Source organism: Coprococcus sp. AF38-1, assembly GCF_003603945.1.
In the GTDB taxonomy this organism is placed as follows: Bacteria; Bacillota; Clostridia; order Lachnospirales; family Lachnospiraceae; genus Coprococcus; species Coprococcus aceti.
Genome location: NZ_QVGO01000006.1, coordinates 45,579 through 70,841, shown reverse-complemented (window position 1 = coordinate 70,841; position 25,263 = coordinate 45,579). Strand labels below are relative to the sequence as shown.

Here is a 25,263-nt window from a genome sequence, read left to right as displayed (position 1 = left end):
TTAAAATCAGGTTAATTTTATAATGAATAGAAGGATATGTCAAAGTTTGTTCCCCTTTTTATCTCGCTGCTATTTTTTACTATAAGTTAACTTATATTTATTTTATATTGTATTAAATTAGCTTTAAGTGTATAATTTGTTCAAAAGGAGGTTGATTACTATGTCCGATATAGAATTTGAAAGAAGAATGAATGACCAATTTGCAAAGAATCTTTTCTTTTTTCTTAATAAATATCAATATACTCAAGCTGCCTTTGCTAAGCAGATGAATGTCAGCACTGCAACTGTGTCAAATTGGTGTAACGGACTAAAGTCTCCCCGAATGGACAAAATTGACCACATGTGCGCTATTTTCAATTGCTCTAGGTCTGATCTTCTGGAAGAAAAAGATATCATAAGAAGCCAAAAGAAATCAGAGGCATATGCAATTCCTGTATTTGATTATATATCATGTGACAAAACATTTTGTTCAACCGAAAAGATTATTGATACAGAAGAAATACCCGAAAGTCTTGCTAAAACTGGCGAATTCTACGCTCTTAGAATAAAGGGGGATAGCATGGAACCCAAGATCAGCAGCGGCGACGTTGTAATTGTCCGTCAACAGGATGATGCAGACACAGGGGACACTGTTATTGCTACAATAGCTGGTGAAGACGCCGTGTGCAAACGCCTGAGAAAATATAAAGAAGGACTGGAACTGATTTCCACCAACCCCAGCTATGCACCGCTCTATTTTGACGATGAAACCATAAAAAATAAACCTGTCAAGATCATTGGTAAGGTAGTGGAGTTAAGGGCAAAATTTTAATGGATTGGAGTGATTATTATGCTTTTTTATGTATATGATGAGAATACTTCCTCGACTGCTCCTATTGAGGTATCAGATATACCCGAGTTAAGCGAACAGGAACTTGAATTTATATATGATGATAAAATCAGAAAAGTATGGCACTCACAGGAGGAGGAATGGTATTTTTCCATAATTGATGTAATTGACGTTTTGACCGATAGTTCCGATCCAAAACAATATGTAAAAAAGTTACGATCCCGCGACCCAGAATTATCAGCTAACTGGGGTACAATTTGTACCCCTATTCAAATGATAGCCGCTGATGGTAAAATGCGTAAAATCCAAGCAACAAACACACATGGGTTATTGAGAATTATCCAGTCCATTCCGTCAAAAAAGGCTGAGCCATTCAAGCAATGGCTGGCAATGGTGGGCAAACAACGTCTGGACGAGGAAGTTGATCCTCAGATTGCTATAGATCGTGCTATAGAATCATACCGCAACAAAGGATATTCTGAAGATTGGATAGCCCAGCGTATGCGTGGGATAGAGATTCGTAAAGATATGACCAATGAGTGGAGGCGTGCCGGAATTACCGATTCCAGACAGTATGCTTCTCTTACAAACATACTTACTGCCGCATGGTCAGGAAAGACAGTGAAAGAATATAAAAAGTTTAAGGGACTGAAAAAAGAAAATCTCAGAGACAATATGACTAACACAGAGCTTGTCCTGAATGCTCTTGCAGAGATATCAACAACAGAGATATCAAAGGCAACTAATCCTCAAGGTATAACCGAGGCCACAGATGCTACCATCCAAGGTGGCAATATTGCCAGAAATGCACGTGAATCCCTTGAAAAGCAGATAGGGCGCAGCATACTATCCCCATTAAACTCCAACACTCCCAAGCTGCTTGATGACAGCAAGGAAAAGTAATATAAACCGAATATGTCACAACTATAAAATGCGTATGAATCCTCAGACAACAGTCTCGGTTATTCATACGCATTTTTATCTTTTCCATATCACACCGTTCCCGCAGCAATCTTCGCCGTGGACTTCTTCACACAGTAAAGACATGTCGGCAATATATAGATGGTCGCTGTGACCCACGCTGTCTGGTCAGCAAAACAGATGGCCGTGAATCCAAATGTTCCGACAAATCCCAGGCTCACTATGATCCTGGCCGCCATCTCTGTAACACCTGAGAATATAGCCCGACCGGAATATCCAAGTCCCTGTGTCACCATACGCGCCACGTTCAGTATACCGAGACTCCAGTAGAAGAATCCCATACATCTGAGGTATTTCGCAGAGGCATCAAGTACGTCGACTGCGCTCTTCTTTACAAATATCATTGAGAGCGGCCTGCCAAAGAATATCATGATAAGTCCTGCTATCAATCCATATCCCACTGCGACTGCTATCGCCTGCCACAAGCCCTGTTTTATACGTTTTGCCTGTCCGGCGCCAAGGTTCTGGCTGCAGAACACAGATGCCGCCGTTGCAAATGCATCAAATGGACACATAGTGAACTGCTTTATCCTCATACCGGCTGTGAAGCCTGACACATACAAACTTCCCAGCTTGTTATTTGCAGACTGCATGACCATACTTCCTATGGCAGTTATGGAAAACTGCAGGCCTGTCGGAATTCCCATGACGAGAAGTTCCTTCACTGCAGATCCCTCTATCTCCCTGTCCTCCGCCTCAAGATGCATGATCTGAACCTTCTTGAAGATATATACAAGACACACTATTCCACTCACCGCCTGTGCCGTGATGGTTGCTATAGCCGCACCGGCGCAGTCCCATTTGAGGACAACTATGCAGAACAGGTCAAGGAATATGTTGAGTATTGCCGAGAACGCCAGAAACATGAACGGCGTTCTGCTGTCTCCCAGAGACCTGAGCACACTTGACAGATAGTTGTACATGAGTGTGAACGGAATTCCCAGGAATATAACTATAAGATAAGCATATGCCTTGTCATATATATCCTGAGGAACCGAAAGCAGATGAAGTATCTGATTACAGCACACCGAACATACAATCGTGACTATCAACGCTATGATGCCCGTCAGCACCGCGCCGTTAAATATATACTTTCTCATCTTGTGCAGATTATTTGCACCAAAATACTTTGCAACAGGAACACCAAATCCTGCGCAACAGCCCATACAGAATCCCAGAACCAGAAACTGTATACTGCTGCTTGCTCCAACTCCCGCCAGAGCCTTATCTCCCAGTATCTGCCCCACAATAGCCGCATCTATTATGTTGTACGTCTGCTGGAGCAGATTGCCGAGCAAGAGCGGGGTGGCAAACTGCAGCATCAGACTGAGGGGCTTACCGGAAACCATGGACTTAGCCATGTCTTACACCTTCCTTACATTATTGATAGGACAATGAGTTGCCAATTTTTTCTTTGAACACAGAGTTGCTATACATATCATTCGCTGGGTTGCTTCCGCTTATTTCGCCCTGCAGCGGTACTAAGGTGCCGCCTCACATCGCCACCTAAGAACCGGCGGGCTCAAATTCCCTGCTCACGATATGTATAGCAACTCTGTGTAACAACTTTATTGTGACAACTCACCTGTTAGATGAATAATAACTACGTATGTAAGTCGGTTTCAGACTTACTTTATGTTTATTATCCTTATCTCTTATAACAGTTTTCCAGCCAAAGCTTCGAGCGCTGCCACATCCGACTGCTTGAACGCGGACCTTATTGTCACATGCTCATCCACGATCTCTATATCCTTCATCGCTGCCATCTGCTCTTTCATGAGTTTCGCCGCCATTGGTGCCCATGAACCATTTTCAATGAAAGCGACCTTTCTCTTCTGGTATGCCTTCATCTTCAAGTGGTTGATGAAATCCGCCATGACAGGCATCACACCGCCATCATATGTTGGGGCTGCAAGCACAAGTCTGTCGTATCTGAATGCATCCTCTATACACTCTGCGATATCATCCCTTGAGAGGTCTGATATCGCAACCTTTGGCGCCCCCTTTGCCTCAAGTATCTCCGCCAGCTTCTTTGCCGCCTTCTCTGTGTTGCCGTGGAGACTGCAGTATGCGATGAAGATTCCCTCATCCTCAGGTGTGTAGGTTGACCACAGCTGATATTTGCCTATGTAATATTCAAGATTCTCTGTGAGTATAGGTCCGTGAAGTGCGCATATCTTCTGTATGTCAAGTCCTGCTGCCTTCTTGAGAAGTGCCTGTGCAGGCATTCCATACTTTCCAACTATATTGAAGTAATATCTTCTCGCCTCGCATGCCCAGTCCTCATCTGTATCCAATGTTCCAAACTTGCCAAATGCATCCGCTGAGAAGAGTATCTTCTCGCTCTGCTCATATGTGACCATGACCTCAGGCCAGTGAACCATAGGAGCCATAAAAAACTGAAGTGTATGGCTTCCAAGTGAGAGTGTCTGTCCCTCTGCAACGGTCACGCTTCTGTCTGCCACAGGAACCTCAAAGAAGTTTGGAAGCATTGCGAAAAGCTTTGCATTTGATACAATCTTGATATCCGGGTATTTTGCAAGCACATCACCAAGATTCGCCGAGTGATCAGGCTCCAGATGTGAGATTATGAGATAGTCAGGCTGCCTGTCTCCAAGCACCTCTGCCACATTTGCAAACCACTGGTCTGCGCACTTTGCATCCACCATATCCATGATGGCTATCTTCTCGTCCATGATGACATAAGAATTGTACGCTATTCCGTTTGGAACTATATACTGGTTCTCAAAAAGGTCTATGTCCTTGTCATCCACACCTACGTAAAATACTGTGTCAGTTACATTCTTAAGCATTGTATATCCTCCTTTTGATCCTAAGTATCTAATATAAATAATCCACGTTGTGTCCACATGATAAAATAATCGTTGCGACAGCTGCACTTGTGCAGACTATCATAATGACAGTTAATTATAACATACTAAATGAAAATAGAGAATCAGCACATAAGACCTGATTCTCCATTTTTTGATATTTTTTTATCATTGTCTGCTTACCCTTCTCTGCATCTTCTCCTGATACATACTGTGATCCGCTTCCCTCACATACTCTTCAAGGGTTTTATCACCATCCGGGTCTGTTATAACATAGCCTATACTAAACTCCAATTCAAACGGAAGCTTCTCCTGCGCCGCTATCTCCCTGGCCTTCTCAAGTATCGCCGCCTTTCTTTCCTCAGGAGTCTCATCCTCATCGTATATAGATATGGATACGAACTCATCTCCGCCGTATCTAACCGGAATACTGCTTATTCCACCGCCTCCGGCCACAGCTCTGGCTGCATTTCTTATAGCCTTATCGCCAAACTCATGACCGTATGTATCGTTTATATATTTAAGCCTGTCCATATCGGCAAACATTATGAGAAGTGCCCTGCCCTGGTCCGCAGCCTTGTCAAATGCCTTTGCGGCGATCTGTCTCATGCCTTCCCTGTTGTATATCTGGGTAAGCGGATCCTTTATGGATATTGCCGTAAGCTCCTGATTGATCTGCTCTAGCCTCCATTTATTGAACAGGTTTATCATGGCTACATTCACTTCGCTCATTACAGTTGACCAAAGCTGCTTATCCATGAGGTAATATCCATTTTCGACACAGCAGAACCCAACTGCCTTTTCTCCGAAATGAAATGGCGCAAATAAAAATATATTGCCGCCGGCCTCATCATCCAAAAGTGGAAACATACTGTGGTATGTATCGCTATCGCCATCCGCTATGCCCTGCCTGTACACAATCTGCATTCTATGAGGATAGCCCTTCACAGCAAATACATCCTCATCGTACGCCGCCGATAGTGTCGGGCCAGCTCCCCCCATCTCCACAAGGGATCTGTCGACAACCATAACGCATTTCTTACACTCTGCCTGTGAATATGCCGTCTGTACACATGGATAAAGGCCACTGTAATCACCACATTTGCTGAGCAAATGCGTGAAGTCAAGTGTGCTCTCATCTATCTCCTCGCGTTCCACAACTCCCATTATATAATTCTTCAGGTACTGTCTGCCGTTCAGCATAGCATCCGTGCCACAGCCACAACTCTCCGTAAATATACAATTATAATCTATATAAGAGCTGGTATCCGGATTGTTTCCCGCCCAGATATTCAGCATGATCTCTGCAGCCGCAGCTCCGATCTTCTCACGGATCCTGCTCACCGTTGTTATGCGCGGCGTATAGTACGCTGCTTTATCAAAGTTGTCAAATCCCGTAACCTTAAAATCATTTGGCACTGAAAGTCCAAGTGCTTCAGCTCTGTTGCACACACCCACCGCCAGGTTGTCATTTGAACAGATTATTACATCCGGAAGAATCTTCTTCACTATCTCCCGTTCTTCCAGCCTTCTCTCATCCATCTCCTCATTATTCGAAGCCTCGGCATCCGGAGCAGAATCCGCAAAACTGCCACTGGTTATCTCACCGTACACCTCCGCAGGTCCACCGTAATCCGGTCCGTCCTTCTCATGTTTTATACACGTATGTCCATGTGCTCTGAGCAGCTCCTCGAATCCCGTCACGCCGTCATTAAAACCAAAATCTCCAAACAGGACATCCTCATCCTCAACCTTGAGTCCATACACATCCATACAATCGCAGAATGCACGGCATCTCTCCTGAGCCTCATAGTTGTCCTTTGGTCCGGCAAGATACCATACCTTCTTCGCACCATGTTTCTCTATCATATGCCGGGTCATGTCATACATAGCATCGTAATTGTCTATTCCCACAAAATGCAGACCGTCAAAAGCAGTCTCGAGGCTTATAGCCGGAACTCCGCTCTTCCTTATCCTGTCCAGCAGTTCCGCCGTGACTTCCGGATATTTGATATTGTTGACAGATATTATGATCCCATCAAAGTCTGTCAGCTCCGGAAGATTATATATATTGTATTCTCCATAGCTGTAACCGTCGTCCCTGTTCCAATTGCCATTGCTGTTGAATATGTACAAATTCACATCAGCCCTGGCTTCCTTTATCTTCTGCATAAATCCCAGCGGCCAGGCGTAGGTGAAATACCTCTTCCAGCCATCCATGAACAATGCTACTTTTTTCATACCTTACCTCCTGATCAATCAGAACAACCCGTCCTGTCCCCCATCTGTAAATTTGCCAAATATATTAAAAAGGCGCATCTGCATATATTATACACAGACCCGCCCAGCCAAAACATATCCAAATGTATCAAAAATATGTACTTTACTATCAGAAACCACGGGGACGGAGGGGACAGACACCTACGTCCCCATAATTTACTTAAGTGGATAGTCGTCATGCGCCGGCTTGTAATCACGTATAGTCTTAAGTGCCGGCAGAGCATGTCCGTCATAATCAAAAAGTGCCTGATTTGCCCATTCATTTCCGCATGGTCCAGACTCCTCTATATATGAAAGAGCACCTTCTGTAGCCCAGCCGCTTCCAGGTACCGGTATCCAGCCAGCCTCCCAGTAGTAAAATCCATCGCCACCAGGAACATCATCTATCAGCTTCATTATGTCGTTCATGAAATCCGCCTGTCCCGCAGGTGTCATAGGGTAGTCAAGCTTCTCCACCAGTGAAGGCTTTGTGGCATAGCCCTTTCTATCGTCAGGTCCCAGTTTCTCATATTCTGCGTAGTCCTCCATAGTAAATCCCATGGAAACCTCCGCGATAACTATCTTTTTGCCGTATCTTTCCGCCATATCCCGCATATTTGCCTCCAGCTCCTTCATGGTTCCATGCCAGAACGGATAATACGACATTCCAATTATATCAAAATCTTCTCCTCTTTCCATGTAGTGGTCAAACCAGTCCACATACATAGGATTGTTGCCGCCATTGTCGAGATGTATCATGACCGGAATATCAGAGTCAACCGATCTGACCGCCCTTATTCCGGCGCTCACAAACTTTGCGATATTGTCATACTCCGGTTTCTGCCCCAGAGGCCACATCAGTCCGTTTGTAAGCTCGTTTCCAACCTGAACAAGCTGAGGGAAAACGCCCGCATCCTTCATCTCTAAAAGGGTATCCCTTGTGTAGTCGTACACAGCCTGCTCAAGCTGATCCGCATCCATGCCTCTCCACGCCTTCGGCACCCTCTGCTTGCCCGGGTCAGCCCAGAAATCACTATAGTGATAATCAAGCAGAATGCTCATTCCATGATCCATAGCGCGCTTTGCGAGTTTTTTGTATACCTCAAGGTCATTTGTGCCCGCGCCATAAGGTACGCCGTCCTCCGTGTACGGATCATTCCACAGACGAAGTCTCACAGAATTCACACCATAGTTCTTCAGTATGTCAAATATATCTCCCTGCACACCATTGTCATAATATTTCGCACCCAGCTCTTCAACCTCGGCAACAGTGGAGAGATCCACGCCCTTTATATAATCTGCCATATTTTTTGTCTCCTTCACCTGCATTTATTTTACTGCCTATTATAACAAAGAACAGCCGCCGAAGAAAAATGTTCTGCATACTTCAACGTCTTTTACAACATGCTCCTGATGTATCAGTTCATCTTCATCTGTCGGCGGCCGTCTATCCAGATGACACCTGTCACCTAGTCGTCAAATGTAATCCTGTCATACATTCTTCCGTATTTTATTCTGATGAGTTCGTTCTTTGCCAGAACGTCCTCCTCTGGTCCAACATACTGACAACGGATACAGTAGTATTCCTTCTTGTCCTTATCATAGAACATATCTATATCCAGATCTCTCATAAAACACATTGGACATCTGTAATTTAATTTGCCTTTTCCAGACTGAGCCATGTTGAAAATACCTCCTTATCCTTAAGTGTCTTTGTAAACCCGAGAGTGAACATTGGCGAGAACGCATATCCCTCTTTGAAATATCCTGTTGCATCGCTGCCAGATGCTCCCATGGCAGCCTTTGTCTCGATCGCAGGTATAACTGCTGACACCTCATCGGCGCCTGCGAGATCCTCTTCTCTGCACTTGTACTCATATGTGAGTGACTTGCTCTCTGAAGCATTCTTTGCTGTGAGAGTGATTCCTGTCATGTCCTCTGGGTACTCTGTTGTACCGTAGCATGCCACCATGTACTCATTGATCTCAACCTCTGCATCAGGGTTGCTCATCTCGAGGATAGTTCTTTCATGTCTTATCTTGGATGAACCCTCCTCAAAATATATCTTTGTCTGAAGTTTAACTGTCAGATCGTAGAACTCGATGTCAACCGGGTCAAGTGTAAGGATTCTTGTGCTTCCCTCCTGCGAGAATGTTGCCTTTGTTCTGCACAGACAGAGGTCGACCTCCTCACCCTTGTAGCTGATCTTGGCACTTCTCACAGTACCCTCTCCAGCATAGTGTGTGAAATATCCTGCTCTGTACTTCTCCTGGATCAGGAATGGATATGAAGCATCCTGAACATGTGGAGTTCCGATACCTACAGGCCAGTTGAGCTTTGCAGCGTATGGTCTGAGGTCAACGATCGCACCGCCCTGATCCATGTTGATCTGGGCTCTCATGTATGGATCGCAGTACCAGAATATCTGCTTGTCTGATCCGTACAGTATATCCTTCCAAAGAGCACACTCAGGCTCCTCGTATGTCTTGTTCTCTCTGTAGAAGTCAGCAAATTCAGCCATTGTCATGTCGATACATTTGCCTTCCTTCTTCAGGTCGCCATAATACTTCATTCCATCCTCGTAGCTCTTCTTGAGCAGCTCGTATGGAGCCTCCCAGCGTCCCATCTTGTTCAGCCAGCCTGGTCCAACGAACATCATGTTGTATGAATATCCATTGTTGAACTTAGCCAGATGACGATACTGGTCGATCAGATTGTACAGATATGGGTACTCCCATGTCTTGCTGTCATAGATCATTCCACGGAGAACGTTCTGTGGATGTGTACCAAAGTTAGAACCATTTCCATCATAGCATGCCAGCAGATCTCTTGAAAGATGCGGGATGGCAACGATTCCGCTGTCCTCAGCCTCATTTGCTGCAGGTGCATGTGTGTTCTGCTTTGAAGGTATCCACGGATTCCATGGGCCGCCATCAAACAGTGTGTACCATGAGTTGTTACATGTGTGGTAAGCCTTAGGGCCCTCCTCCCAGCATGTTGCAACTGCACACTTGACTGATGGATACTTCTCCTTGATGTAGTTTGTAAGCTCAGCATCCATATAGTATGAACCTGTAGACACTGGATAAAAGCCAAATATATCATGGAACTTTCCAAATACGTCATCGACGATATTCTTCTTGTCCTCCATTGAGAACATCCAGATACAGAAGTCCTTGGTCTTGTACTTCTCTCTGAACTCTGTGCAGGGAAGTCCGAGAAGTGAGAGCGCTATCTCATCTCCATACTTCTCATGATGCTCCTTGGCGAGTGATACAGCCTCCTCGTTAAAAAGGCTGGCATATGTCATCTGAATAGTAGTCTTGAGTCCGTTCTTGTGAGCTGTCTCCTGCTGGAACTTGAATATGTCCAGTGACTCTGTGAGGAGAGCTTTTCTTCCGATATCCTCTGCCTGACCATGGCCTGTAACCTTCTCGGCATACTCAGGAACCATCTCAGGACGATGGATAATGTTTACAATAAATGTATTCTCCATATCTTAAATCTCCTATTTCGTATATGTTGTAACCTTTTGATCTAAAGATAATCGTCCCCAAATAAGCGACAATATCCTCATTTTTCATCCTGTCTGCCCTATTTTAGGGCTAATTATAGCAGGCATCCGCACCACCATCCATATGTGGTCCATCCGGCAACGCAGACACCTGCCCAAAATAAATTTTCTCATTTCTCTCAGACCGTCCGCCTTAACCCTTTACAGAACCGCCTGTCACGCCCTCTACATAGTACTTCTGCATGATGACGAACAGTATTGAGATAGGGATAGCTACCACGATACCGCCGGCGCAGAATACTGAAAAGTATTTGTTGACGAGTGATTTTTCAAGCATATTGTAAAGACCTATAGCTACTGTCCAGTCCTTCGAAACTCCTGAGTTGAGCATAAGCTTTGCGAATACAAAATCGCCCCAAGGTATAAGGAAAGAACTGATTACCTGATACACAACTATTGGCTTACACAGAGGAAGAATTACCTTCGTAAATATCTTTGCCTCCGAAGCGCCCTCAAGTCTGGCAGCCTCCTTAAGTGACATTGGTATTGTGTCCATGAATCCCTTCATGATGAGGAATCCAAGTCCCGATCCCGCTGAGTAAACTATGATCATACCGAAATGGCTGTTTGTAAGTCCCAGCATCTTCAGGATAAAGTAAATTGCTATCATGAGAAGTGGGCCAGGAAACATATTGAGTATCAGCGACGCACTCATGATCTGTTTTCTGCCGTTGAATCTCAGGCAGCTCATCGCATAGCTGACCATAATTACAAATATAGTAGAGATGATACATGTAAATACTGCAATAATAAGTGTATTCTTGAACCATGACACATACTGCACAACCGAGTCAGGTCTTGTAAGCAGCTGAACAAAATTGTCCATAGACCAGCTCGTTGGGAAGAAATGCGCTGTATTGATTCCCTTATATCCGCTGAATGAAGTGACAATCAGCCAGATGATCGGAACCAGCCAGATAACTGCGAGGACAAGTAATACGATATGTTTAACGATTGAACCTATTGTTTTCTTCATTACTGGTACTCCTCCTCTTTATCTCCTGCAATCATTCTTGAGAATGATATAAGTGTAAATGCTGCACATATGATAAATACTATGATACCGATAACAGATGCCATCTTGTAGTCGTAGTATTCATTTGTAAGTCTGAACAGCCATGTAACAAGAAGGTCAACTTCCTTCGCATGCGAATTGGCGAGAGCCTGATTCTGTGTGACGAATACATCCTGTGTGAGCAGGTAGATTACGTTGAAGTTGTTGATGTTCTTTACAAAGTCTGTTATAAGTGCCGGGCCCTGGATGAACAGGATATATGGCATTGTGATCTTCCAGAACACCTGGAAATTTGTTGCTCCATCGATCTTTGCACTCTCGATCTGATCTGTAGGTATGTTCATCAGAACGCCTGTTGCGATCAGCATCTGGTATGGAACACCGACCCAGATATTGATGAGAATGATCATTACCTTTGCCCAGTGAGGATCAGTCAGGAACGGTATATATGTAAGATGCTCACCGACAAGTCCTGCATGCTTAAGCAGGTCTGTGATACCGATATTTGAGCAGATAGTGTTCACAATACCGGAATCAGCGAAGAAGTTTCTAACCAAAAGCAGTGTTACGAACTGTGGAACTGCTATTGATATGATGAAAAGTGTTCTCCACATCTTTGGCAGCTTGGTTGTCTTGGAATTGATCGCCTTGGCAAGAAGGATACCGCCTATGAATGTGGTAAATGTCGCCATGACCGCCCATACAAGTGTCCAGCCAAGAACCTTTCTGAATGAATATCCAAATGTTACTGTCATGCTGTTTGAGAACAGGCTTGCAAAGTTCTTGAAGCCCACCCATGTAAACAGTGAGTTTGGTGGAAGGTGCTGCTGATCATAATTGGTAAATGCCACTGCAATAAGTATCAGTATTGGCAGAATATTCATTATGACTACACCAATTGTCGGAAGTGTGAGAAGTGTTATGTGGAACTTCTCGTTGAAGAGTGACTTCATATCTTCCTTGAATGTATTTATATGTTCTCCATTTTCCTTCATCTGCTGAAGCTTGTACACTGTCTTGATATTGTGAATGTAGAAAAGCACGAATATAAGAATGATGAACAACGCAACCACCGAATTGAGAAGGATCTGGAAAGAATTGTCGTAATTATTAGTAGTTGTCTGCATGGTGAGTGGATCAAATACCTGCTCAAACTTTACAGTTCCAAGAGTTCCAAATTTGGCAAGGTTTGGTGCCGCATAGCCTACGCACATCAACACAAACGCAGCCTCAACGATGAGCATGATCAAACCATTGACGATCTGCTTTCTTGCGAAGTAACCTGCACCCATGATAACCGCTGAGAGCTTAACCCATATATCACCTTTTGCAAAAGCAACACCAAAATTCTTGAAATATCTTCCTATGGCTTTAAAGAATCCTGATATTTTCTTCATGAAAAAGCTCCTCTCTTTTTAAAATGCCCCATATGCCACGAATGACATATGAGGCATTCTCATTATAACTTATAAATATTATTCAAAGTACTTCTTATTTAAAATTACTCCTGTGATACAGGTGCCTCAATTCCTTCTACAGCGTTGTCGAGAAGCTTCTGAAGATCTGTTCCGTCCGGATTACCCTGAGCAAGGATTGAACCAAGTGTCTCTGCTGGTGTCCAGTAGTTACCGCCTACACGCTGTGGTGTTGCATATGCTGCCTGAGCTGCAAGAGCTGATATAGCTGGATTAGCCTTAACTTCCTCTGACTCTGAAGCGTTGATGTTTGAAGGACCAAGACCTCTCTGCTTAAATCTTGTAACCTGTGTATCCTCTGATGTAAGATACTCAGCAAGAAGCATTGACCAGCCTACGTTCTTTGAATGTGGGTTTACACCGATAAGCTTGCAGCCTGAGAATGATGCCATCTGAACCTGCTTGCCTGCAACTGTGTATGTAGGGAGCTTAGCTGCTGCATAGTTCTCGCCCCATGCTGCCTCAGCGTCTGCTGCTCTCCATGTTCCGTTAACTGCTGCACAGATCGTACCCTCAGCGATTGCTGTTGCCTGTGTAGGATCATCCATATCTACAAATACGCCTGTCTTAAAGAGATCAAGAATTGCCTGAGCTACGTCTGTACCGCCTGCCTGATTCCAAGTACATGTATTTGTAAGTCCGTCATCGTTAAGTGTAAGGTCAAGACCTGCGCCCTGGAAGAATGAGTATACATACCATGCATCTGATACGTTCATAGCGATCTTCTTGTTTGCCTTCTTTGCTGCCTCGATCATGGCATCCATCGACTGAACATCATCCTCTGTGAATACTGATGAATCATAGAACATGAAGTATCCGTTGTCTGCTGTCATTGGATATGCATATAATGTTCCATCAACAGAAGCTGCCTCTATAGAAGCTGCCACATTCTCGTTTGCAACATCAAAAGTGTATGTAGCCTGTACCGGCTGAAGTGCACCAGCCTTAACCAGCTCATTGATCTGATCATCAGCAAATGCGAATACATCAGGAGCAGCCTCAACGTCTACCAGGATATCATCCTTTGCCTTTGACTCAGACTCGGCTCCGAGTGTGATGTTGAAGTCAACATCTGAATACTTTTTCTTGAATTCTTCAATAACCTGTGTTGTGAGATCCTGATCTTCCTCAGAAGCCCATACCGAAAGATCTACAGTTCCTGTTGTTGCATCAATTAAGTTCTGAATTGCATCATCTGATGCTGCAGCCTGTGTTGTGCTGTCGCCAGCAGCTGCTGTTGTTCCTTCGTCCTTTGAATCTGCGTTGCCACATCCCGCAAGGCATCCTGCCATCATCGCAGCAACAAGTGTTAATGATAAAACTTTCTTTCTCATTCTTATGTCCTCCTCTTTAAATAAATAATAAGAAAATTAGTTGCTCTTTTTGTTTCCCGTGCGCAATCGGTTGTTCTTTATGGTTATATATTATCAGTTCTGTTTATTGTTGTCAACTACTAATTCATATAACTTTCAAAATAAAAAAATATACATTTTGCACAAGTCACTTTGTTTGGAAACGTTTCCATGTTCGTTATATTTTGCGCACCCGTTTGCGTTGCACACTATATATGGTAATATTTGTTAATCATCTGCAATCCCATATGTAAGATTTTCATGTTTCATTTCCTTTTCCAGCCATTATTACACTCATTTAGGCCGTTTTTTCATTACTTTTCTCTTTGTTACACCATAGAATATTGCTATAACAGCAATATTCTATGGTGTATTTTCATGCCCGTCGCGCATCATTTTTTGCGCATGTTGCGCATATTCTGGCTCTTTTCACATAAAAACAGGGCGTCAGCCAAACACTGACGCCCCTCTGGGAAGGATATATAACTATGAATTACTTCGTTGACTCTTTTAATCTGAGTTCATAACCCAGATGTGTCTTCTTCTTAACTTCGTTGCCCTCTATAAAATCCACCAGCAGTTTACATGCTACCATTCCAAGCTCACGCGGATCAAACTGGAGCGATGTGATCGCAGGCTGGTAATTGTTCAGAAGTGAGCTGTTGTAGAATGACGCAACTCTCACATCAGTTGGCACCTTTATGCCCTTCTTATCCAATATATTAAGTACATTCTGGCATATTCCATCATCCATACACAGTATGCATTCTGCTTTCTGCTTCATTATCTCTTCAATGGCATGTTCACATAATACTGAATTATCTATATCAAAGTATACCAGGCTGTTATCTACCGGTACCTCCATATCCTCCATCGCATCAAGATATCCTCTATACCTGTTGAGGGTTACCACATGATTCTTATTGCCACCCATGAGGGCTACCTTAGTCATTCCTTTGGCAAGCAGTATAGATGTAAGCTCACGGCATGCACTTCTGTGATCATGATCAACCTGGACAACATTGTCATCATCCATACTTCCAACCACAACAAATGGTATCTTTTTTTCCTTGAGATATTCTGCCGGGGCATCATTCACAAGAGTTCTTCCAAGTACAACCCCATCCACCTTATGATTCTCAACAATTCTCTCCAGCTGGCTCATATCATCCGGTGACACTGTACACACAAGCACATCATAATCCACTGGCGCAGCCATCTCCAGCAATCCCATCAGGCACTTCTGAAAGAATGGCAGATCCACCACGCTGTAGTCGCTCGGCATGACCCACCCTATATTATAGGATTTTGACTGTGCCAGCCCCTTCGCTATAACGCTTGGCTTATAATTATGCTCCTCTATATACTCGAGAACTCTCCGCCTTGTCTCGGCACCGATCCTTCCCTTTCCGGAAATCGCTCTCGATACTGTAGTCTTAGATATATTTAACGCCTCAGCCACATCAGAAATGGTCATCTTCTGGCCTGACTCTTTTGTCTCCATATTCAAGTCTCCTTTTGTTCAGCACGTATCACCGCATTTGCGCAACGCTCCATGCGCAATCGGTTGCCCTTGATATTATCATAGCTTTTTTTGTGCACAAGTCAAGAATTTTTTGATTTTTACCATGTCAAGTTGGCTATTTTGTCAAAAAGAACAAAGATATTTTTTTTATTTGTGCAATTATATCTTACTTTGATGCCCACAGATCCCTGAGAGCCTGCTGCAAATAAGAGAAATCCACAGATGGCACATCCGGATTCAGTCTGCCCTCTTTCCTGCACACATCATATAATCTTATTCCAAGAGATGCCACATCCCGTCTGTCCTCCGCAAACAGACTTGCATACAGCATGTCAAATTCAACCAGAGCTTTAAGGTCACCTGACCAACCCGATGCAAGCCAGGCTATATCAGCCGTCTTGTCATCTCCAAGTGCTTTAACGCTCTCAACCAGTTGACTATATTTGCTGTTGACAGTTCCATTCTTCATACCCTGCCAGTGAAAAAGTGCAGTCTCAGACACACCGAGAGCACTAGCTATAGCCGGAATGTGCCGCACTGTCGGAAACCTCTCCTCATTCTCCCACTTGTAATATAGCCCTTCTGTTATCTTATGATTCTCCGGCAGGAGCTTATTTATCTCCGCAACCATATACTTTACCGTATACTTCGAAGATCTGCTGTTTTTGCGGATATCCCGCATATTGAAGCCTATCGTATCTACCATTTCTGTAGAATCCGACACCCCCTTTTTTGTTCTCCTTCTATTCATCTCTCTCCTCCATTGTATACATTTATACAGATTGTACAATTTTGTATCCATAAATATCCTACCACTTATCGCGTTAAAGTGCTACATTTTTATCCATACAAAAACAAAGGAGATCATTATGACAGACTTAAACAATGCCGAAACACAAACCGATGCCCCCTGTTCCGCCATCAATTATTGTAACCTCAACGGATACGAACTCACCGCAGAAGAGAAGATAATCTTTCTTAGTTCCTATGTATCCCGCATTGACAACGAGACAGTGTATCAGCCCGCAACCAGGGAATTTGTCCAGAATTTCAATGTAGATGCAGCCATCAGCATAATAAACAATTATGCCACAGCAGACTCATTTTTCAGAAGAATGACAGGTTCATTTCCGTATATCAAAAACTCGCAGCGTTTTTCATCCCCGGATATATATTTTCTTCTATTGGAGTTAAAACTGTACATCAACGAGAGACGGCGCGTAATAGCAAAAAATAATTCAGCGGACACGCTCTCTATCATTGAACAATACAAAAACCGTTACTCGTTCAACCAGTCAGCCACCCAGAAAATGGAAGCCCTGCACAGCATAAAAGGTTTCGCACATCCATCTTTCTTTGTGCCGGAAACCGTACTGTACATAAACGAAAACTCTATCCTGTACGTACACTCAGCTTTGCGCTATATCGATATGCTTCTCGAATACATGCAGCGGAATGACAATTCTATAGATTATGAAATTTATTCTTTTTTTCAAAACTTCAAATCCATGTTATTCAACAACGAGCACGACACAACGCCAACATATATAATCGACCAGTCAAGAGATTATATCTATAGCATTCTCGGAAATAGCAAAAGAAAATCTAAGATGACTGACATATGCAAATACGCAGCCTTCGTGGAAAGTCTCACAGAACTCGGTAACGCCATAAGTGCATCCAATATGAAACTCTAAATCCCCCCCCTGTTTTTCAGAACATAAAAACAGCCCGTCGTTTATGCGACAGGCTGTTAAGAAGGGGGGAGTGGAGGATTCCTATGTTTTGGGGTTTGGGGTTATGGGGTTACATTACATCGTATAAAGGGATTTCTACGAATTTCGTGCTAAGGGAACCCTCCGTCTATCAAAATATAAGTGATTGTCTTTTTTATAACCAGAAGGCTTGTTGATCACAACTCATCTCCTTGTTATGCCCATATACTATCAAAACACTTTGAAATTGTAAATACGCAAAAATTTATAAAACGAAGGCTTTTTTTTGTGGTAATTTATCAACAGTTGCGCATTTCAATAGTTTTTAGAAGATTTTTGAATGCAAAATGATTGTTTTATTCACGTTTGAACGGTTTATTGTTCATTATGATCACTTTTCGCAACAATAAATTTCAGATTATCGTGCAAAGCTGTCAAATTCGTTTGACTGTTGGCGAAGATCGGAGTGTTGTAATATAATAGTAAGAAGTCAATGATCTCGGAGGACATGCTATGAATGAAAACGATATTCTAAAGGGGCGGTTAAAGGATCTGGCAAATGCCGCCTTCCGCCAGAACAGATATACATATACTAATTTTCTGAGTGCTGCAGACATGGAAGTATTTTACAGCAATCTTGAACAGTTGTCATTTGCAGGATATACCATCTTTGGAGGCAGGGAATCCTGCGACCGCGTTATGATCGCCTTTGGAAATGAAGCCGACTGCGGCTACGCACCGGCTTTTCCCATCTGCACCATGAAGGTTTCCGCTGTTTCGGACAAATTCTCAGACGATCTGAACCACAGGGATTTCCTTGGGGCACTTATGAATCTTGGCATTGAGAGGGAGATGGTGGGCGATATACTGGTCACCGAATCCACTCATTCTGGCAAGCACAACAATGCCTATATATTCTGTGTGGACACTGTTGCCGATTATATCGCAGAAAATCTGACAAAGATAAGGCACACAAATGTAAAATGTACTTTTTGCAGCACCCAGGATACTGATGAGATACAGATAAAAAAGGAACCTCTGCACATAATCGCGGCATCTGCAAGAGCGGACGCAGTGACCGCCACAATAACAGGCCTTTCAAGAAGCAGCACATCCCTGTTGTTCAGGGAAAAGAAATTTTCACTAAACAACAGGTTGTACGAAAACAGCAGCTACCAGTTAAAACCGGGCGACGTATTTTCAATACGTGGATATGGCAAATATGAATTTGTCGAGACAGGCAGCGCAACCCGGAAGGGCAGACTGAACATAGAATTACTCAGATATATTTGATCTTCTAACAACTAGCAATTGATCAGTTCACTGTAGTATCTTTTCACATCAGCGCGTCTTGTTGCGCTGATGTGTATACTTTTACCATTTGTCAGTATCATTTCATGAGCCGTGCATCTGCTCACATGATCCGGATTTACAAGATAGGATTCATGTGGTCTGATAAATCCCCCGTAGTCCACCTTCATGCGCTTTTCCATCTCGCCAATACTTCCATAAAAAACATATTTTTGTTCCGTTGTGACCAGATTTATGCGACGCAGTTCGCTTTCAAAATACATTATGCTCCGGGTATCTACACTGTATCTCACCCTTCCGGATACAAATGTGAATCTTCTCTCATCCCGGCTCCCCTCAACCGCCATCGTCATCACCTTTTTGAAATTTGCCGCATTAACAGGTTCATACAGAATATAACACGGTTGGATATCATACAATCTCCGGTTTATTCCTGCTGCTATCATCACGAGACTACCTACCCTGCGGTCTTTTTTCAAGACATCGGCCACATCCCAGGAACGATACACCACCACTACATCGTAAATTCCTTCAAGATCCATGTCGACCATGATCGCATGCACATTGTCATAATATCTCACAGCGCACACACATCCCGCATCTCTCTGCCATATACCCATGTACTCCTGCAACAACGGGCTCATTACTTTCTCCTCACTGTACACAGCAATCTTCAGCATATCTCCCTCCAAAGCTGCAGAAGCTTCCGCTCCTGTTCATCCCGGATAACGATTTCCTCCCTCGGAGTCACATCCTCCTCCATCACATCGATATCCCATATGAAATAATCACATGTGCGGTTAAGCACCCTCGACAGCAGCACCAGCCGCTTCAGGCTCGGCAGACTTCCGCCATTTTCAAGACGGCTTATATATTTGCCATCTGCATAGATAAGATACCCCAGCTCCTTCTGTGTGAGGTTCATAGACTTGCGGGCATCCTTTATTCTCTGCCCAATAATAACACTGTTCAATTTTTTCTCCTCCCTATCCGTCCCCGCGGACAACAATATTACTTTACAATAAAATCGCAAAATAAAAAACCGCATCCCATGCGGACTTTCCACATAAGATGCGATTTTTAGTACACTTATTTACTAAATATTTCGAAAAACTTTATTTTTATTCTTATTTTGTAATTCCAAGCTTTATTGCCTCGTCAGCTACAGCCTTGGCAACCACCTTAGCAACTCTCTCGTCAAATGCTCCAGGAATGATGTAATCCTCCTTGAGCTCATCATCTGTTACAATGGATGCGATAGCCTTGGCTGCTGCCATCTTCATCTCTTCAGTTATGCCTGTTGCCTTGGCGTCCAGGGCACCTCTGAATATTCCCGGGAATACTAGAACGTTATTGATCTGGTTTGGATAATCCGAACGGCCCGTCGCCATTACTCTTACTCCGCCCTTTGCCGCTTCCTCAGGCATGATCTCAGGTGTAGGGTTTGCCATGGCAAATACTATAGGATCTGCTGCCATAGATGCAACCATCTCTGCTGTCACGATATTTGGAGCTGAAACTCCGACAAATACATCCTTACCCTTCATTATCTCGGCAAGAGAACCTGTCTGTCTGTCCTTGTTTGTAATCTCTGCCATCTCTGCCTGTGCCGGATTCATCCAGTCCTGTCCAGGACACAGAGCACCCTGCCTGTCCACGAGAACCACATTGCCTATACCGAGCTGAAGCAGAAGCTTACATATTGATATACCTGCAGAACCTGCTCCGTTGATAACCACATTTGCCTCGTCAAACGGCTTGCCGACAAGCTTTAACGCATTGATGAGTCCTGCTGACACAACGATAGCTGTACCATGCTGATCGTCATGGAATACAGGAATGTCAAGTTCTTCCTTAAGTCTTTTCTCTATCTCGAAGCATCTTGGAGCTGATATATCCTCCAGATTGATTCCGCCAAATACAGGTGCAATGCGCTTTACTGTCTCAACGATCTCATCCACATCCTTTGTGTCAAGGCAGATAGGGAATGCGTCAACTCCGCCGAACTCCTTGAAGAGTATGGACTTTCCTTCCATTACAGGTATAGCTGCCTCAGGTCCTATATCTCCCAGACCGAGAACCGCTGTTCCGTCTGATACCACGGCAACCATGTTGCCCTTGCATGTATATTTGTATACGTCAGCCTTATTGTCACGGATCTTTCTGCAAGGCTCTGCAACGCCCGGTGTGTAAGCCGTGCTCAGATCGTCTCTGTTCTTCACTGCCACCTTGGACACTACCTCTACCTTACCCTTGTGCTCCTCATGCATCTTAAGACTTAAACTATTGTAATCCATGTCTGTTCCTTTCTGCGCATCCGCGCATCCTGTATTTTATCTACTGTATATATAACAGCGCCTCTCCTATATAGCGCTGCTCCGGAATCCCTGTTTTCCCCGGCAACACCGCTTATTCCATAATAACCTTGACTCACATTTTAGTCAACGATATGTGCCAGCATATGTACTCTGTTGAATGGGAACGAGAAGTAATATCCATCTGCAAAATCCGAAGTGTACTCAAGTATATCTCTGGCAATCTGTATGCCGCACTCCTCGCCTTCCTGCCTTGTGGCATTTTCACTGTATCTCTCTATGATCTCGTCCGGGATCTCTATGCCTGACATCTCATTTTTCATGAACAAGGCATTTCGCCTGCTGACAAGCGGCATGATTCCCACAAGTATTGTCGCGCCGGTCTCAGCCTTCATGTCTCTGAGGATCTGTGCCTGCTCTCTGGAGAACACCGGCTGTGTCAGAAAGAATTCAGCCCCGGCTTCCATCTTTCTCTTTATTCTGTCTATCTCAAACTTTGTGTTAAGTCTGTTCTGGTTGATCGCTCCGCCGTAGGTGATCTTATCCCCGCTGAACACCTCTTCGTTCATAGACTGCAGCAGCTTCATCATTCCGACTGAATCAAAGTTGAACACGCTCCTGGTCGTCTGTCTGAACATGACCGGAACCGGATCACCTGTTATGACAAGGAAATCCTTTATACCATTAAGCTGTGAACCGAGCACGCTTCCCCTTATGGCTATGGCATTCTTATCACGGCAGCACAGATGCGGCATGACCCTGAGTCCTGTCTCCTTATGCACTTTCTCCGCCATGAGTATGGAATCCGCTCTGGTTCTTCCCGATGGCGAATCAGGGAATGTCACCACATCCACATGTGACTGCTTAAGTATATGGGCTGCATCAAGCAGCTTCTGATCGTTGACATCCACCGGAGGTGCCAGCTCCACAGCAATCAGCTTGTGCTTGTGTCCGTCGGCATTTTTTGTGGCTGCCCCGCCACGCTCCAGACGTCCTTTGAGAAAATTGTCCTTTACAGCACTGTCAGCCTGTACCTTTTCCACATGAACCTTGGCAGCCTTTGCAATATCTCCGGTTTTCACCCATTCCATGATCTGATGTATGTATTCAGGATTTGTTCCGCAGCATCCTCCTATGATATCTGCACCAAGCGCCGCTATGTCCTGGATCTTATCTATGAATCCCTCTTTGTTGTCATTGAACACCAGTCTGCTCTGTGTAAACTTCGGGTATCCCGCATTCGGCATGACTGATACAGGCTTTCCGCAGTCTATATCCAGCTTTTTCAGAAGCTGAAGCATATGGTACGGACCAACTCCGCAGTTGAATCCAACACAGTCCACATCCTGATTTCCTGCCACCTGGGAGAGCAATGCTCTTGCCGAAAATCCACAGTTGCTGTACCCAAACTGGTTCACGCAGAACGACACCATGACCGGCGTGTTCTTTCTTGCCTTCAGGTGCTTCACCACAGGCTCGAGCACATTGAACTCAGGAAATGTCTCAAACCAGATGATATCCACTCCCATGTCCTGCATCGCCTCACCCAGCAGCTTGTACTGTGACACCCTTTCATTCAACGTGAGACCGGCATCCGCAGGTATCGGACCTATATCTCCAGCAACGGACACCTTTTTTCGATATGTTCCAGATTCATCGGCTTCTGTCACAACTGCATCACTCGTCCTGACACAATCTGCTGCTTCCACATCTTCTTCCGCAGCCTGCTTCGCAAGCTTCACCGCTGCACGCACATTTGAAATGACATAATCCATGTCAGCATCAAGACTCGCTGTATTTGCCGCAAATGTGTTGGTCCTTATAAGTCCGGCTCCCGCCTTCACGTACTCTTTATGAATCTCAAGCACCCGCTCAGGGTGACGTATGTTTGCAAGCTCCGGAGCCACAGTTCCCTGCTCTCCGTACATACCCACATAACAGGTTCCAAATGCTCCGTCTGCAACAAGTAATTTATCCTTTAAGCTTTCAAGTATATTCATCTAACATCTCCATCCTAATATTATTTTTCACCTGCGTCTATATCCGTACGATTATACAGTACTTTTTGAGCAGATGTATCTATTTCTGCGCTGAGTGCGCATTTATCTTTAGCACTTTACCATATTAAACTGTACTATATAGAATAATATAGGAATTGCGATTAGTCAAATTTACGCTAAAAAATTGCCAGGTTCAAAAAATCTATTTGAACCTGACAATTTTATAATATCTGATCACTGGAGCAGCGTGTACTGCTCCAGATTCCACACGTCTGTCACAAGACCATCATAAAATTCAGGCTCATGACATACCAGAAGTATAGAACCCTTGTACTCCGAGAGAGCACGCTTAAGTTCATCCTTAGCATCAACGTCAAGATGGTTTGTCGGCTCGTCAAGCAGAAGCACATTTGTATCAGTGTTGATTAACTTGCAAAGTCTCACCTTCGCCTGCTCGCCGCCCGAGAGGACCTTCACCTTGCTCTCGATATGCTTGGTGGTAAGTCCGCATTTGGCAAGAGCCGCACGTACCTCATACTGGGTATATCCCGGGAATTCCTCCCAGATTTCCTGCAGGCATGTATTCTCACTCGGCTTGACCTCCTGCTCAAAGTATCCAATGTGCAGATAGTCGCCAAGCTGTGCCTTGCCGGATATAGCCGGGATAAGTCCAAGCACACTCTTCAGGAATGTCGTCTTTCCTATACCATTCGTTCCTGTGATGGCTATCTTGTCACCGCGCTCCATGCGGAGATTCATCGGTTTGGAAAGCGGCTTGTCCTTGCTGTAACCTATCACCAGATCATCGGTCTCGAATATGACCTTACCAGAGGTTCTCGCTTCCTTGAAGTTGAACTCAGGCTTCGGTTTCTCACGCTCAAGCTGAATGACATCCATCTTGTCAAGTTTCTTCTGTCTGGACATAGCCATATTTCTTGTGGCAACCCGGGCTTTATTTCTCGCCACAAAATCCTTCAGCTCAGATATCTCCTGCTGCTGCTTTCTGTACGCAGCCTCAAGCTGGGATTTCTTCACCGCATACACCTCCTGGAACTTGTCATAATCGCCAACATATCTGTTGAGCTGACAATTCTCCATATGGTATATGATATTTACAACTGAATTCAGGAACGGAATGTCATGGGATATAAGAATAAACGCATTCTCGTATTCCTGAAGGTATCTCTTGAGCCACTCTATATGGTGTTCATCAAGATAATTCGTAGGCTCGTCGAGCAGAAGTATCTCCGGCTTTTCAAGCAGAAGCTTCGCCAGCAGAACCTTGGTTCTCTGTCCGCCCGACAGCTCAGTTACATCCTTGTCCAGTCCAAGCTGCAACAGGTCAAATGCTCTGGCAACCTCCTCAACCTTCGAATCTATTATATAGAAGTCATGGCTGTCCAGAAGATCCTGAAGAAGTCCCATCTCCTCAAGAAGATTGTTCATCTCATCCTCGTCAGTGACCTCCGCCAGCTTGTCACATATCTCATTTATCCTCTTCTCCATATCGAAAAGTCTGGAGAACGCATCCCTCAGCACTCCGCCTATGGTCATGCCCGGCTCAAGGACCGTGTGCTGATCCAGATATCCGACTTTCACATTCTTCGCCCAGGTCACTGTACCCTCATCCGGCATGAGACTGCCCGTCACTATATTCATGAAGGTTGATTTACCTTCACCATTTGCGCCGACAAGCCCTATGTGCTCGCCTGCCAGAAGTCTGAATGACACATTTTCAAATATTGCCCTGTCACCAAATCCATGGCTGAGGTTGCTTACATCTAATATCATAATCTCTCCTTGTCTTGTCTGACGGACGACACTTCATCCGCACGGGCGAGTTTGTATCCGGGTATATGCCAAATCACGTTTGCCTTCCCGAACTTCGTCCCGCTTCCATCGTGCATGCGGCTGTGCGGGCGATAAGGGCGTTTGCCCGCTCCGCCTTAGCGCAGAAGCGAAACGAAGCTCAGGCGGCTTCACTACCGATTTGGCATATACCCGGATACAACTCACTCCTATGCGGATGAAGTGCCTGTCTTTGTAATAATTTCCTTTAATTTCTGCTGTTTACTTATATC

The 25,263-nt window shown here is 44.4% G+C and carries 20 protein-coding genes; 4 read left to right on the top strand and 16 right to left on the bottom strand.

Annotation, left to right across the window (positions count from 1 at the left end; genetic code table 11):
- Positions 1-160 precede the first annotated feature (160 nt).
- Positions 161-811 (top strand): LexA family protein, encoded by a 651-nt coding sequence (locus DW025_RS09925; RefSeq protein ID WP_187115862.1) that lies wholly within the window; start codon positions 161-163, stop codon positions 809-811.
- An 18-nt stretch (positions 812-829) separates the two neighbouring features.
- Positions 830-1,732, top strand: coding sequence for a BRO family protein (locus tag DW025_RS09920; protein WP_119999754.1), 903 nt, complete (start codon positions 830-832; stop codon positions 1,730-1,732).
- Positions 1,733-1,821: 89 nt separating this feature from the next.
- Here the strand turns inward: DW025_RS09920 and DW025_RS09915 are convergent, their stop codons facing one another.
- From DW025_RS09915 to DW025_RS09865, 11 genes are all read right to left on the bottom strand, one after another.
- Positions 1,822-3,171: an MATE family efflux transporter gene (locus DW025_RS09915; protein WP_119999752.1), complete on the bottom strand. Its 1,350-nt coding sequence runs from the start codon at positions 3,169-3,171 to the stop codon at positions 1,822-1,824.
- A 294-nt stretch (positions 3,172-3,465) separates the two neighbouring features.
- Positions 3,466-4,623, bottom strand: coding sequence for an FprA family A-type flavoprotein (locus DW025_RS09910; RefSeq protein ID WP_118016977.1), 1,158 nt, complete (start codon positions 4,621-4,623; stop codon positions 3,466-3,468).
- Positions 4,624-4,809: 186 nt separating this feature from the next.
- The gene (locus DW025_RS09905; protein WP_119999750.1) at positions 4,810-6,882 is read right to left on the bottom strand and encodes a diguanylate cyclase; all 2,073 of its coding nucleotides are present in this window, start codon (positions 6,880-6,882) and stop codon (positions 4,810-4,812) included.
- 195 nt (positions 6,883-7,077) lie between these two features.
- The gene (locus DW025_RS09900) at positions 7,078-8,205 is read right to left on the bottom strand and encodes a glycoside hydrolase family 53 protein (protein WP_119999748.1); all 1,128 of its coding nucleotides are present in this window, start codon (positions 8,203-8,205) and stop codon (positions 7,078-7,080) included.
- A 164-nt stretch (positions 8,206-8,369) separates the two neighbouring features.
- On the bottom strand, positions 8,370-8,582 hold the full coding sequence (locus DW025_RS09895) for a hypothetical protein (protein WP_015534553.1): 213 nt from the start codon (positions 8,580-8,582) through the stop codon (positions 8,370-8,372).
- Positions 8,555-10,396 (bottom strand): hypothetical protein, encoded by a 1,842-nt coding sequence (locus DW025_RS09890; protein ID WP_117550081.1) that lies wholly within the window; start codon positions 10,394-10,396, stop codon positions 8,555-8,557. Before DW025_RS09890 ends, DW025_RS09895 begins: the two co-directional genes overlap by 28 nt.
- Before the next feature lie 211 nt (positions 10,397-10,607).
- Positions 10,608-11,450, bottom strand: coding sequence for a sugar ABC transporter permease (locus DW025_RS09885; RefSeq protein ID WP_117550079.1), 843 nt, complete (start codon positions 11,448-11,450; stop codon positions 10,608-10,610).
- A complete protein-coding gene (locus DW025_RS09880; RefSeq protein ID WP_117550077.1) occupies positions 11,450-12,886 on the bottom strand; it encodes a carbohydrate ABC transporter permease in 1,437 nt (478 codons plus the stop codon). The genes DW025_RS09885 and DW025_RS09880 overlap by 1 nt, the downstream gene beginning before the upstream one ends.
- Before the next feature lie 104 nt (positions 12,887-12,990).
- Positions 12,991-14,298, bottom strand: a complete 1,308-nt coding sequence (locus tag DW025_RS09875) for an extracellular solute-binding protein (RefSeq protein WP_117550075.1) — start codon at positions 14,296-14,298, stop codon at positions 12,991-12,993.
- Between the two features lie 511 nt (positions 14,299-14,809).
- On the bottom strand, positions 14,810-15,820 hold the full coding sequence (locus tag DW025_RS09870; RefSeq protein ID WP_022217055.1) for a LacI family DNA-binding transcriptional regulator: 1,011 nt from the start codon (positions 15,818-15,820) through the stop codon (positions 14,810-14,812).
- A 187-nt stretch (positions 15,821-16,007) separates the two neighbouring features.
- The gene (locus tag DW025_RS09865; RefSeq protein WP_119999746.1) at positions 16,008-16,592 is read right to left on the bottom strand and encodes a helix-turn-helix transcriptional regulator; all 585 of its coding nucleotides are present in this window, start codon (positions 16,590-16,592) and stop codon (positions 16,008-16,010) included.
- A 118-nt stretch (positions 16,593-16,710) separates the two neighbouring features.
- Between DW025_RS09865 and DW025_RS09860 the strand changes: the two genes are divergently transcribed.
- Together DW025_RS09860 and DW025_RS09855 are read left to right on the top strand one after the other, a co-directional pair.
- Positions 16,711-17,538, top strand: a complete 828-nt coding sequence (locus DW025_RS09860) for a hypothetical protein (RefSeq protein WP_015534547.1) — start codon at positions 16,711-16,713, stop codon at positions 17,536-17,538.
- 531 nt (positions 17,539-18,069) lie between these two features.
- Positions 18,070-18,849: a YlmH/Sll1252 family protein gene (locus DW025_RS09855; RefSeq protein ID WP_022215970.1), complete on the top strand. Its 780-nt coding sequence runs from the start codon at positions 18,070-18,072 to the stop codon at positions 18,847-18,849.
- A gap of 11 nt (positions 18,850-18,860) precedes the next feature.
- Here the strand turns inward: DW025_RS09855 and DW025_RS09850 are convergent, their stop codons facing one another.
- The 5 genes from DW025_RS09850 to DW025_RS09830 all read right to left on the bottom strand — a co-directional run bounded on the left by DW025_RS09850 (position 18,861) and on the right by DW025_RS09830 (position 24,976).
- Positions 18,861-19,547 (bottom strand): LytTR family transcriptional regulator DNA-binding domain-containing protein, encoded by a 687-nt coding sequence (locus DW025_RS09850; protein ID WP_119999744.1) that lies wholly within the window; start codon positions 19,545-19,547, stop codon positions 18,861-18,863.
- Positions 19,541-19,840 (bottom strand): helix-turn-helix domain-containing protein, encoded by a 300-nt coding sequence (locus tag DW025_RS09845; protein WP_022215971.1) that lies wholly within the window; start codon positions 19,838-19,840, stop codon positions 19,541-19,543. Before DW025_RS09845 ends, DW025_RS09850 begins: the two co-directional genes overlap by 7 nt.
- A gap of 154 nt (positions 19,841-19,994) precedes the next feature.
- Positions 19,995-21,164 (bottom strand): NAD(P)-dependent malic enzyme, encoded by a 1,170-nt coding sequence (locus tag DW025_RS09840; protein WP_022215972.1) that lies wholly within the window; start codon positions 21,162-21,164, stop codon positions 19,995-19,997.
- Between the two features lie 140 nt (positions 21,165-21,304).
- The gene (locus tag DW025_RS09835; RefSeq protein ID WP_119999742.1) at positions 21,305-23,182 is read right to left on the bottom strand and encodes a bifunctional homocysteine S-methyltransferase/methylenetetrahydrofolate reductase; all 1,878 of its coding nucleotides are present in this window, start codon (positions 23,180-23,182) and stop codon (positions 21,305-21,307) included.
- Between the two features lie 234 nt (positions 23,183-23,416).
- A complete protein-coding gene (locus DW025_RS09830; protein WP_119999740.1) occupies positions 23,417-24,976 on the bottom strand; it encodes an ABC-F family ATP-binding cassette domain-containing protein in 1,560 nt (519 codons plus the stop codon).
- Positions 24,977-25,263: the final 287 nt, after the last annotated feature.